The 12,375-nt window shown below is 61.5% G+C and carries 11 protein-coding genes; 4 read left to right on the top strand and 7 right to left on the bottom strand.

From position 1 onward, the window contains the following. Nucleotide 1 precedes the first annotated feature (1 nt). The 6 genes from LA304_RS12110 to LA304_RS12085 form a co-directional block, all read right to left on the bottom strand. Complete coding sequence (locus tag LA304_RS12110) at nt 2-2,083, bottom strand: hydantoinase/oxoprolinase family protein (protein ID WP_224503421.1); 2,082 nt, start codon at nt 2,081-2,083, stop codon at nt 2-4. 30 nt (nt 2,084-2,113) lie between these two features. Next, on the bottom strand, nt 2,114-3,079 hold the full coding sequence (locus LA304_RS12105; protein ID WP_224503420.1) for an ABC transporter permease: 966 nt from the start codon (nt 3,077-3,079) through the stop codon (nt 2,114-2,116). Then, the gene (locus LA304_RS12100; RefSeq protein ID WP_224503419.1) at nt 3,076-4,614 is read right to left on the bottom strand and encodes a sugar ABC transporter ATP-binding protein; all 1,539 of its coding nucleotides are present in this window, start codon (nt 4,612-4,614) and stop codon (nt 3,076-3,078) included. Before LA304_RS12100 ends, LA304_RS12105 begins: the two co-directional genes overlap by 4 nt. Nucleotides 4,615-4,714: 100 nt before the next feature. Further along, nucleotides 4,715-5,704: a sugar ABC transporter substrate-binding protein gene (locus LA304_RS12095; protein WP_224503418.1), complete on the bottom strand. Its 990-nt coding sequence runs from the start codon at nt 5,702-5,704 to the stop codon at nt 4,715-4,717. A 94-nt stretch (nt 5,705-5,798) separates the two neighbouring features. Further along, the gene (locus LA304_RS12090; protein ID WP_224503417.1) at nt 5,799-6,311 is read right to left on the bottom strand and encodes a hypothetical protein; all 513 of its coding nucleotides are present in this window, start codon (nt 6,309-6,311) and stop codon (nt 5,799-5,801) included. Further along, nucleotides 6,311-7,543: a metal-dependent hydrolase family protein gene (locus tag LA304_RS12085; protein ID WP_224503416.1), complete on the bottom strand. Its 1,233-nt coding sequence runs from the start codon at nt 7,541-7,543 to the stop codon at nt 6,311-6,313. Before LA304_RS12085 ends, LA304_RS12090 begins: the two co-directional genes overlap by 1 nt. Before the next feature lie 191 nt (nt 7,544-7,734). Here LA304_RS12085 and LA304_RS12080 point away from each other — a divergent pair, with 191 nt between their 5' ends. The 4 genes from LA304_RS12080 (at nt 7,735) to LA304_RS12065 (ending at nt 11,938) form a co-directional block, all read left to right on the top strand. Beyond that, complete coding sequence (locus LA304_RS12080; protein WP_224503415.1) at nt 7,735-8,448, top strand: GntR family transcriptional regulator; 714 nt, start codon at nt 7,735-7,737, stop codon at nt 8,446-8,448. Nucleotides 8,449-8,625: 177 nt separating this feature from the next. Next, nucleotides 8,626-9,558 carry a dihydrodipicolinate synthase family protein gene (locus LA304_RS12075; RefSeq protein ID WP_224503414.1) on the top strand — a complete coding sequence of 311 codons (933 nt, stop codon included), beginning with the start codon at nt 8,626-8,628 and terminating at the stop codon, nt 9,556-9,558. 36 nt (nt 9,559-9,594) lie between these two features. After that, nucleotides 9,595-10,527, top strand: coding sequence for a 4-hydroxyproline epimerase (locus tag LA304_RS12070; RefSeq protein ID WP_224503413.1), 933 nt, complete (start codon nt 9,595-9,597; stop codon nt 10,525-10,527). Beyond that, the gene (locus LA304_RS12065) at nt 10,490-11,938 is read left to right on the top strand and encodes an NAD(P)/FAD-dependent oxidoreductase (RefSeq protein WP_396022193.1); all 1,449 of its coding nucleotides are present in this window, start codon (nt 10,490-10,492) and stop codon (nt 11,936-11,938) included. The genes LA304_RS12070 and LA304_RS12065 overlap by 38 nt, the downstream gene beginning before the upstream one ends. 252 nt (nt 11,939-12,190) lie before the next feature. Here LA304_RS12065 and LA304_RS12060 read toward each other — a convergent pair. Next, a partial coding sequence (locus LA304_RS12060; protein ID WP_224503411.1) for a hypothetical protein occupies nt 12,191-12,375 on the bottom strand: 185 nt, incomplete at its 5' end.

The following is a 12,375-nucleotide window of genomic DNA, read 5'->3' as shown; positions in this document are numbered from 1 at the left end:
CTCAGCCCTCTTCCTTTGTACGCGTCTCGATATGCGTGTTGCCGAAATCGTCGATATGGACGCGGTTGGTGGGGTGGACGACGATGGTCGTGCCCGGATCCTCGATTACGGCGGGGCCGTGGAAGGACATGCCAGGTTCGAACTTCGTACTGTCGTAAATGGTTGCTTCGTGCTCGCCCTCGGTCGCGTAGTCGACCATGCGCTTGCCTTTCACGGCGTCTTCCAGCTTGGCGCCCGTCTTCGGCAGCGGCACCAGTTCCAGCTTGCCTACTTCTGAAGAGGCGATCAGGTGGATGCCGATGATCTCTACCCCCGCCTTGAGGCGGTAGGTGTATTCGCGCTCGTAGAGCTCATGGAAGTCGGCCAGCATCTTCTCCACCCCCTCTTCGGTGACGGGTCCGGCGGGCACAGGGACCTCTACCGCGAACTCTTGGTTCTGGTAGCGGCAGCGAACCAGTGGTTCGAAGGTGACCTTGTCAGCTGCCACGCCTTCTGCAGCGTATTCCGAGCGCGCTTGGTCCATGGTAGCCGAGAGAAGCTCATCAAGCCCCTTGCTGTCTTGGCCGTCCATCAGGCGGGTAACGAAGTAGTCGCGCCGCAGGTCGGACATCATCATCCCCCAGGCCGAGAAGACCGGCGCGCCCCGCGGCACGACGACCTTCTTGACGCCAAGCTCCTGGCCAAGCGCGACGCCATGCATCGGGCCGCCACCACCAAAGACCACCAGAGTGAAGTCCCGCGGGTCGTAGCCTCGGTTGACCGAAACCAACTTCAGCGCGTTCACCATGTTGGAGTTGGCGATCCGCACGATGCCGCGGGCGATTTCCTGAGGCGTGTTTCCCAAACGGTCGGCCAGCTTGCCAAGGGCATTGTCCAGCGCGGGCAGGTCGGCTTCGACGCTGCCACCGCAGAAGTAATCTTTGTTAATCCGGCCCAGGGCCAGGTTGGCATCCGTGGTGGTCGCGTTTTCGCCGCCACGGCCATAGGCCGCCGGGCCAGGAGTGGAGCCGGCGGAATGCGGTCCAACGTGCAGCTTGTCGAAATCATCGACCCAGGCGATAGAGCCGCCGCCATTGCCGATTTCGACTAGATCCACAACGGGCACCATGATCGGGTAGCCAGCGGATTTGCGGTCACGCTCGATCCAGTAATCGGTCTTGATGGTGACCTGATTGTTCTCGATCAGGGAACATTTTGCAGTGGTGCCGCCAATGTCGAGCGCCAGGATGTTGGGCTCTCCGATGATGCGTCCCAGTTCGGCCGCCCCCCAAAACCCGGAGGCGGGGCCGCTTTCAACCATGGTGATCGGCACGGCCTTGATCGCCTCAACCGAATCGACACCACAGTTGGACTGCATGATGAACATCTGGCCCTTGTAGCCTTTGTCCGTCAGGCCACTTTCCAGCTTTTCGAGGTATCGCTGCGCCTTGGGTTGCACGTAGGCCGACAGGATCGCAGTGTTGGTCCGCTCGTACTCACGCCATTCACGGGTGATCTGGTGGCTGGCGACCACGGTGACCTCGGGCCAACGCGACTCGACCTCTGCCTTCAGGGCCACCTCGTGCGCGGGGTTGGCGTAGGCGTGTAGCAGGCTGATCGCAATGGCTTCGATGCCCTCTGCGCGGAACAACGCCAGCGTGTCGTCGAGAGTCGACAAGTCGAGGGGCGTGACCTCCTGGCCTTGGTAGTCCATCCGTCCCGTGATCTCGTGGCGCAGGTAGCGTTCCACGAAGGGGGCAGGCTTTGGGTACTTCAGGTTGAAGAAATCCGGGCGGTTGCCGCGCCCGATCTCGATCGCATCGCGAAAGCCCTTGGTGGTGATCAAGCCGACCTTGGCGCCCTTGCGCTCAGTCAGGGCGTTGATAACCACTGTGGTGCCGTGGGCGAAGAAATCAACCGTTTCGATATCGACGCCGGCCTTGTCTAACACGTTCAGCACGCCCTTTTCAAAGTCGGGCGGCGTGGTGTCAGACTTTTCGGTACGAACGGTTTGCACGCCGGTCTTCACGTCGGTTTCGAAATAGACGAGGTCGGTGAATGTGCCGCCGACATCGGTTGAAACGCGGGTAATCTTGTCAGTCATTTTAGTTTCTCTATTCCAGTTCAGCGGGCGTCAGCGGCGACGGCTGCCTGATGCAGCCAGCGCCACGGCAATCACGATGATCACGCCGGTGGTCAGGTCCTTGAAGAAAGGGTTCACGTTCAGGATGTTAAAGCCGTTGTTGATCAGCGCCATCAGCAGGACCCCCGCGACGGACCGCCAGACAGCACCGGCACCGCCCATGATCGAGGTACCGCCCAGGATCACGGCTGCGATGGCCTCGAACTCCATACCGGTGCCGGCCTGGGGCTCGGCCATGGAAATCCGGGACACTGCGATCACCCCCGCCAGGCCCGCGGCCATGCCGCAGAGCGAGAACGTCATGATCTTTACCAGGTTGGTGCGGATGCCGGAGAGGATGGCCGCTTCTTCATTGCCGCCCACGGCATAGACGCGACGGCCGAAGGTCGTGCGGTTGAGCAGGATCATGAAGATCACCATGAAGGCCAGCAGCACGATGACGGCGATGTTGACCATGCCGATACGGCCCCGGCCCAGCCAGGAGAATTCCGCTATGCGCACGGGGATCAGCGACCCATCGGTCACCAGGATGGCGATGCCGCGATAGACAAGGCTGGTCGCCAAGGTGACCAGGAAGGAATGCACCCCGAAGCCAGTGATGATGATCCCGTTCACCGCGCCCAGCAGAAGGCCGATCAGCGGCCCGGCGAAGATTGCAAGGTAGGGATCCACGTTGATCGCGATCCAGCCGGCCGAAACCGAGGCCACGCCGAAGATAGCGCCGGTGGACAGGTCGAAGCCGCCGCCGATGATCACCAGCGTCAGCGCGCAGGCGATGATCGCGAGCGGCGCGGACTGGTTGAGGATGTTCAGCAGGTTGCGGGCGGTCAGGAAGTTTTCCGAGATCAGGCTGAGCCCGATCAGAAGGACTCCGATGATCACCAGGACCCCATACTCACGGGCGAAATCACCGACGGACATACGGTTGGATCGGGTGTTGGTCTGAGCGGTGCTCATAGTTGGGTGACCTCCTTGTTGCGAGGGGCTGAGCCCTGTTCCCGGAAAATACGGTTCAAAGCGTCTTCTACCGTGAGGGTGCGGCAGTTGGCTTCGGCGAAGATACGCCCGTCGTCCATGAGATAGCCGCGATGGGACAGGTTGATGACTTCCTCCAATTCGGAGGAGATGAGTAGCACGGCGACGCCGTCAGCGGCCATTTCGACGATGAATTCATGGATGCGCTGGCGCGCGCCGATGTCGACGCCGCGGCTGGGCTCATCCAGGATCAGCAGGCGAGGCTTTTCAACCGCCCACTTGGACAGCAGCACCTTCTGCTGGTTTCCGCCAGAGTAGAAGGCAACTTCGCCGTCGACCATAGCGGGTACGATGCCGAAGTGCTCGATCATCCGCTGAGTGCGCTCGCGTTCGCGCGTCTTGTTGATGAAACCGAAGCTTGCGATGCTGCCCAGTGAGGCGAGCGAGACGTTGGGCCGCGTCACCTGGGTCAGCACGAGGCCCTGCTTACGCCGGTCCTCGGGCACAAGGGCAATGCCCTGTGCCACGGCGCGGGTGACACTGAGTCGGCTGTCCTGCTGCACCCCCATGATCGAATAGGTGCCTTCGCTGATCCGGTCCGCGCCAAAGAGCGCACGTGCCACCTCTGAGCGGCCCGAGCCAACAAGTCCGATCAGCCCGACGATCTCGCCGGGGCGGACCTGCAGCGAGATATCCCTCAGGCCGGTCTCGGTGGCGACGTTCTCCATCTGCACGACTCTGGCGATGTGCCGCGCCGGCGCGGCCGGCAGTTTGGGCCAGATGATCTCGGATGCCTCGCCGAGCATGGAATCTACCAAGCTTTGCTTGGTCTCTCCCGCCATCTCGTCTGTACGGACGACCTTGCCGTCCCGCATGACGGTCACGCGATCGCAATTAGCGATGATGTGATCCAGGAAATGGCTGACGTAAATCACCGTAACGTCGCGGGCCTTCAGCCGGCCGATCAGCTGGTGCAGGCGATCGGCCTCGTCTTCAGTCAGGGACGAGGTCGGCTCATCCATGATGATGACCTGCGCGTCACGGGCGATGGCGCGCATAATTTCGACCTTCTGGCGTTCGGCGATGCGCATGTCGGCAATACGGGTGTCGGGGTTCAGGCCAAAGTCGCAGGTTTCCTCAAGGGCATGAAAGCGGTCCAGATCCCCCTTGCACAGGAAGCCGCGCGTATTGCTTTCAAGTCCGAGGAAAACGTTTTCGAGCACTGTCAACTCAGGGACAAGCTGCAGTTCCTGGTGGATCATGGCGATGCCGAGCCCCAGGGCATCTCTGGGTGAAAAGCGGGTCACGGGCTGTCCGAAGACCTCGACCGTGCCTTCATCGGCAGAGTAGTAGCCGCCGACGATTTTGCCGACGCTTGATTTGCCTGCGCCGTTTTCACCGACCAAGGCGTGAACGGAGCCCTTTTTGAAGTCGATCGTGATGTCATCCAAAATTCGCGTCCCGCCGAAGCTTTTTGCAACTCCCCGGACGCGCACGGCGATATCTGTGCCAGTCATGGCATTCCTTTCCCGATATGCGGCCTTGCGGCCGTTACGCCGGCTCAGGCCGGATCTGCGAAGAGGGCGCGACATTGCCGCGCCCTGTCGTGCGCCGGGCTCAGCCCTGCCACTCGCCTTGGAAATCGGGGTTGGCGTCGAGCCATTGTTTATCGACAATCGTGGGGACATCACGCAGAGAGTATTCGTCGATCCAGGTGGGGACTTCTTCGCCCCTGAGCGAACCAACCAGCGCATCCAGTGCCGCGGCGCCCATGGAGTGCGGGAACTGCGCCAGCGTGGCGTCATAGGTGCCGTCACGAATGCCGTCGACGGAAATCTGGTTTAGACCGCCACCGATCATGTAGATCGAGCTGATGTCGATGCCGGCGTCGGACAACGCAATCTCTGCGCCCATCATGTGCTGGTCGGCGCTGCCCAGCACGGCATCGATCTCGGGGTTTGCCTGCAGGATGTCCTGCATGGCGACCATGGAGGTCGCGGGGCTGTAGTTGCCCTCACCCGTGGCGACGACCTCAATGTTGGAGTGCTGTGCGAAGACTTCCGTGTAAGTGTCGTTGCGCAGGTTGTCGAAGGGATAGATCAGCTGGCCGACGATCACGGCGACCTTGCAGGGATCGATGTCCGCGCAGTAGTCAGCGACCGCTTCGGCTTGTGCGCGAGCGCCGATGCTGGGGTCCGCGGCAACGGTGGTGGTCAGGCCCTCGACCTGGGGTTCCATCTGGCTAAGTTCAGGCCCGATGGGGAAGAGCGTCGCGGCGACGGAAACGCCCTGCGCGACGGCGTCTTCCAGCGCCGTAGCGATACCGACGGTGTCGTTGGGCGTGACGATCATGCCGTCGAAGCGGCCGCCTGCCACCAGGTCCTCGACCTGGCTGAACTGCGTGGTGGCCGAGAAGGCGCCATCGAAGATCTCGACATTTACGTCCTCGTATTTCGCAGCGGCTTCCTCGATCCCGGCGTATATTGCCTGGTTGAAGCCATTCTGGCTGGAGGCGGCAAGGAAGGCGATGTTGATGTCATCGGACTGGGCGGCTAAGGGCGCAGCAATGGCCGTGCAGAGGAAGGCTGCTTTGCAGGTTAGTTTCATGGTCTGTTATCTCCGTGTTGATGGTGTCTGGCCGCTGTCCGGCTCTTTTTCTGAAGCTCTCCGGCTTCTTGTTCGTAGGGCGCCGCCTGCGAGGTCAGCAGGCTTGGAAATGAGCGGCCTCTGGGTCGCCGAGGTTGAGCAGCAAGAAAGCTGCTGTCACGGCTGGCTGCCAAGCAAGCGCCCGCGCCACCACTTCAGGTTGGAAATGGCCGCGCGGCCCGAGCATATTGACGGTACCGATGACACGGCCATCCGCCACTGCAGGTAGGTTCATGTTGGATTCAAAGCCAAGGTCGCGAATCTTCTCCCAGTCGAAAAAGACCTCTGCGATCTCCTCGATGCTGGTGCTGCTGAAGTGCTTAGTTCCGGCCAGAACGACATCGAAATATCGATTCTTTTCCAGCGGCTTGAAACCGCCAAGATCATAGGCCTCCGGGTTTTCCGAAAACACCCGGCGCGAGCGCATGTTGGGCAGGTCGTATACAGAGGCTGTGGTCAGACCCTTGCCGACATCGGCGTTGAGCCCATCCAGCAGGTAGGCAAAAACCTGACGGGCAGCATCGGCGCTGGCGGCCAGCTTGAAGAGGTGTGCGGCATCCATCGGCATCACGCCGCCTCCATGAAGTCACGGGCTACGCGGCCGGATTTCACGACCATGCGCAGAGTTTCCTCGGGGCGGCCCAGAAGGGTGACATCAGCGAAGGGATCGCCATCCACCACGATGAAATCAGCACGAGCGCCCTCAGCGATCACGCCGATTTCGCCGTCGCGCATGCAGGCCATTGCGCCGATCTGAGTGACCGAGCGCAAGATTTCTGCGGGCGAGAGAACCTTGGCCAGGATGTCGAATTCCATTCCACCGTATTTGCGCAGCTCGCCCAGCAGGTCTGTGCCGAAGGCCATGGGCAACCCAGCGTCGCGCATGATCGCCAGAGATTCCAGCCCTTTGTCACGCACGATGTCGATCTTGGCCTGCTCGGAGGCACCCAAGCCCAAGGCAGCGCCTTCCAGTTTCAGCCCCTCGTAAGCTACCAGCGTGGGCACGGCGAAACAGCCTGCTTCGGCGGCCATCTTGGCCGTTTCGGCGGTGATCAGATTACAATGCTCAAGGGACTTCACACCCAACTCGACACAGCGGCGGATCGCCTTGTCGTGGTAGACGTGGGCAGAGACATAGGTGTTGGCATTCTCGGCTTCCTCAACCATTGCGAGGATCTCGTCCCGAGAATATTGGATGGAGTCGATGGGGTCGTTGGGCGAGGAGACGCCTCCATTGGCCATGACCTTGATGAATTTGGCGCCTTCCTTGAGCATCTTACGGCAGGTGAAGCGGATGTTGTCCACGCCATCCACCAGCACGCCCATGTTTGCCAGTCGCCAGCCCATTGCGTCAGGGCGGATGTCGGTGCGAGCGCGCAAATCGGTGTGACCGCCGGTCATCGAAAGGCCTTTGCCGCAGATGACCAGGTCCGGGCCATCGATCAGCCCGTCCTCAACTGCCCGCACCAGGCCCAGATCAGCTCCGCCGAGGTCACGTACGGTGGTGAACCCGCGATCCAGCAGACCCTCCATGATCTTGGCAGCTCGCAGGGCAGCGAGAGAGTCAGGAGCGATGACATTGCTCCAGAGATCCAGGGAATGAGCCACGACATGGAAGTGGCTGTCGATCAATCCAGGCATCAAGGTGCGGCCGCCAAGGTCGACCACGTTCGCGCCTTCAGGCACGGGCTGGCCGATGCTGAAGATCCGGTCACCCTTCACCGCAACCGTGGTGAGGTGACCTAGGCGCTCCGCGTCAAGGTCGAGCAGGCGGGCATTCTTGTAGGCGGTCAGGGTCATGGCGATGCGTTCAGCTTATGTAGGGCGGGCCGGCACTGCCGGATACTGGGGCAGCGAGCACACGCAGGAAACTTTTCTTTAGAGGTTATATATCGAATGATCTCCCTCTTGTCGACAACTAAAATTTAAAAACACCGTTTTCCTGCGTGCAAGGACCGTCTATAATCGCTGAAACCTAACTGGAGTGCAGCATGAGCAAGGGATCGTCAGAGCGTAAGGTGGCGCAGGTCAAGCGAGGCGGCGGGGTCTCCCACGTCTATGAAACACTTAGGAACGAGATCATCGATCTTAAGCTGGCGCCGGGCAGCCCGATTGACGAAACGGAGCTTTCGGAGCGCTTTTCCATGTCGCGTACGCCGATTCGTGAGGCGCTCGTTCGCCTTTCGGCAGAGGGGCTAATAACCGCGCTGACCAATCGCACGACAGTCGTTTCCAATATCGATTTCGTACAACTAGGGGCTTTCTTCGACGCGCTAACATTGATGTACCGCGTGACCGCGCGCCTTGCGGCGCAGCATTATGATGAGTCTGACCTGGCGGTGATCCGAGAGCACCAAGCTAGCTTTAGCAATGCCGTCCATGCGGGCGACGTGCTGGGTATGATCGCCACCAATCGGGACTTCCACCTCGCCATCGCTTCGGCGGGCCGCAACAAGTACTACACGGACCTGTTTCGACGGCTTCTGGATGACGGGCGGCGCATTCTGCGGCTGTACTACCATTCCTATGACGACAACCTGCCGCGTCAGTACGTGGCCGAGCACGACCACATGATCTCCGCCATGATCGCCCGTGATGTCGAGACATCCGATCGCCTTGCAACCGAACATGCCGATCAAATCGTTCGACAAATCCGGTCTTATATCTCCGCAGATTCGCGCAGCACTTCATCAATCACATTTTGACATAGCGGACTTTGCTCATCGGCACTTCCTTCCGCCATTTTTGAATTTTATTTGTCGACAAGATGAGAATGGGGTGCTAAGGACTCCCCTGAGAAGGGTGCCGCTCCTGTCTGCGGGCCGCGAGTGTTCCGACGCACCTTTTCAGTGCCTACTTTGGGAATTCGAAAGGACACAATCATGAACGACTCCATCTTCACCGGCTGCATTCCGGCCCTTATGACCCCCTGCAAAGAAGACCGTACACCCGACTACGAAGCCCTGGCGCGCAAGGGCGTGGAGTTGATCGAGGCCGGAATGTCCGCGGTGGTCTACTGCGGGTCGATGGGCGACTGGCCGCTGCTGACGGATGAGCAGCGCATGAAGGGCGTCGATGCGCTGGTCGAGGCTGGCGTGCCCGTTATCGTCGGCACCGGTGCCATCAACACGAAATCCGCCGTGGCGATCACCGCCCATGCGGCCCGCGTGGGCGCCGCCGGTCTGATGGTCATTCCGCGCGTGCTGTCCCGTGGCACCTCGGTTTCCGCACAGAAGGCCCACTTCTCCGCCATCCTCGAGGCCGCCAACGGTCTGCCGGCGGTGATCTACAACAGCCCCTATTACGGTTTTGCCACGCGCGCCGACCTCTTCTTTGACCTGCGGGCTAGCTACCCCAACCTGATCGGGTTCAAGGAGTTCGGCGGTGCCGCTGACATGTCCTATGCGGCCGAGAACATCACCTCCGGCGACGAAAACCTTACCCTGATGGTCGGTGTCGACACGCAGGTCTTCCACGGCTTCGTAAAATGCGGCGCAACGGGCGCGATCACCGGCATCGGCAACGCCATCCCGAAGGAAGTGCTGCACCTGGTCGAGCTGTGCAAGGCCGCCGCGAAAGGCGACGTCGCGGCCCGTGCTAAGGCACAGGAGCTGGAAGAGGCGCTGGCCGTGCTGTCCAAGTTCGACGAAGGTGTCGACCTTGTACTCTTCTACAAGTACCTGATGGTTCTGAACGGCGATGCAGAATACACGCTGCACTTCAACGAAACCGATGCGCTGACCCCGGCACAGCGGGCATTCGTTGAAACGCAGTACGCCCAGTTCAAGGCCTGGTACGCAGCCTGGGCGGCCTGAGCTCCCATCTGAAGCGTCAAAACCAAGGAGACCAACATGCATGTGATCGACAGCCACACCGGCGGTGAGCCCACGCGGGTCATTCTTGGTGGTTTCCCTGATCTCGGCGACGGCCCGCTGCCTAAGCGGGCCGCCCGCCTTGCTACCGAATTCCGCGATGCCTATCGCGCTGTGGTGCTCGAGCCGCGTGGCCAGGTGGCAATGGTGGGCGCGCTGCTCGTTCCGCCCACCGATCCCACCTGCGTCACCGGGGTGATCTACTTCGATGTCGAGGCTGTGCTGGGCATGTGCGGTCATGGCACCATCGGCTTGGCCGTCACGCTCTTTCACATGGGCCGCATTGGCACCGGCAGTCATCGCATCGAGACGCCCGCCGGCGTCGTCACGGTGCTGGTCACCGATGCCCATACGGTCACCGTCACCAATATCGAGAGCCGCCGCACCATGACCGACGTCACCGTCGATGTGCCGGGTCTTGGCGCCGTCACCGGCGATGTCGCCTATGGCGGCAATTGGTTCTTCCTCGTCGATCCCAGCCCGCTGCCCGTGTCGCCCGACAATATCCGCGCACTCACCGATGCCACCGTCGCCACTCGCGAGGCGCTGCATGCTGCCGGTATCGCCGGAGAGAACGGTGGCGTGATCGACCACATCATCTTCTACGGGCCTTCGGGGGATCCGGCAGTGCACAGCCGCAACTTCGTGCTCTGCCCCGATGATGCCTATGACCGCTCGCCCTGCGGCACCGGCAGCTCGGCGCGGCTGGCCTGTCTTGCCGCTTCCGGCCGCCTGGCCGAGGGTGAGGAGATCACCCAGCATTCCGTCATCGGCTCGGCCTATCGCCTCTCCTGGGCGGCGGGCCCCACCGGCGGCGTAATCCCCTCGATCACCGGCAAGGCCCATGTAATGGCCGAGAGCACGCTGATTTTCGATCCCGACGACCCGTTCCGCAACGGCATCGCGCCCTGAAACTCCCCCACTGCCGGGCAGGCCATCCGATCTGCCCAGCATTTTTCCTTCCATTCTAGACACGCGAACGCAACATCAAAGGCAGCCGCGCCCGCCGGTAAGACGGACGCGGTACAGGCACAGAAGAGGGGTAGACATGTCCGAGAGTTCCAACCAGAGCGAGGGCACCTCCGTCATCGTCATCGGGGCCGGCATAATCGGCGTCAACACGGCGCTGGCGCTGCAGGACCGCGGGCATGCCGTCACGCTGCTAGACCGGCGCGGCGTGGCCGAGGAGACCTCGCGCGGCAATGCCGGGGCCTTCGCCTTTACCGATGTCGAGCCGCTGGCCTCTCCGGGCATCCTGCTCAAGGCGCCGAAATGGCTGCTCGATCCGCTCGGACCGCTATCGCTTCGTCCCGCCCATGCGCTCAAAATGCTGCCCTGGGCGCGGCATTTCTACGTTGCCAGCCGCCCACGCCGCCACGAGGCCTCGATCTCGGCCCAGGCCCGGCTGATGACCCTCTCTCGCGCTGCGCTCGAACGGCTGATCGACCGTGTCAAGGGCGAGCCCCTGATGCGCCGCGAGGGGCAGCTTCAAGTCTACGAGGGCGAGGCCGAGTATCAAGCCAGCCTACCGGCTTGGGAGCTGCGCCGTCAGCATGGCATTGCCTTCGACCTGCTTGAAAGCCCGGAGGCCATTGCCGAGATCCAGCCCGGCCTTGCGTCGGGCTTCACCCACGCGGGTTTTACCCCCGACTGGATGAACACCGTCGACCCCAAACTTTGGACCGAGCACCTCGCAGCCTGCTTTCGTGCCGCCGGTGGCATGATCGAAACTAACGACGTGCAGGCGATGGTGCAGCAGGGCGATGCAGTCGTTCTCGAGACCACCGCCGGGCTGCTCCGGGCCGATCAGGTCGTGGTGGCCGCCGGTGCCTGGTCGCATCATCTCGCCCGCACCTTGGGCGATCGCATCCCACTGGAAACCGAGCGCGGCTACAACACCACATTCCCGACCCGCACTTTCGACCTACGCACCCATGTCACCTTCAGCAACCACGGCTTTGTCGTGTCCAAGATCGGCGACGGGCTGCGCGTGGGCGGCGCGGTCGAGCTCGGCGGGCTCGAGCTGCCGCCGAATTATAGGCGCTCCGAGATTCTCGTGCAGAAAGCCGTGCAATTCCTGCCGGGCTTCGATGGCACCGGTGGCACCGAGTGGATGGGCTTCCGCCCCTCCATGCCCGACAGCCTGCCCGCAATTGGCCGCTCGCCCCGCGCCGACCGGGTGACCTATGCCTTCGGTCACGGGCATTTGGGCCTAACCCAGTCTGCCGGCACCGCCGAGATTGTGGCCGATATCGTCACGCGACAGTCTCCCGCGCTTGATCTCGCGCCCTACGATCCCCTCCGTTTCGGTGGACGGCCCTAACCGACGTTGACAATGATCTGCTCTTCGCTGAAACGGCTCTTCTTCATCGTCTGTCTCCTTCGATGGAGAACAGGCTAACTTAAAAACGAGGACTTTTCAGGGGAGCAGGTCAGTTCTAATAATTTTTCATCTAAAACTGGCCTGAAAGAGAAAGTCGCGTCCCAGCTCGCAGGCAAGTGTTGGTGTTGCTTTATTTGCTCGTCGAGGCCGTGAACCAAACCCAATGTGCATTAAGGACTTACCTCGTCACCTTCAAGCCTTGGCCAGGTCCGGCGCAGCTATCCGGATGCTTTCAACGTCGTCGGCTATTTGTGTATAGCTGCCGTTCACGCAGGACGCTGCGAATGGCCGCTTTCCGCCTATTCCGTTGAAAAACGCGCGCTTGATTGGCGTGTGAGATGCTGATTCAATTCTTCCAACGGACGGGAGGATTGACC

The organism is Celeribacter litoreus (genome assembly GCF_020165855.1).
GTDB lineage: Bacteria > Pseudomonadota > Alphaproteobacteria > Rhodobacterales > Rhodobacteraceae > Celeribacter > Celeribacter litoreus.
Note: the sequence above shows the minus strand (reverse complement) of the source record. Positions and strands in the feature narration are given on the sequence as shown.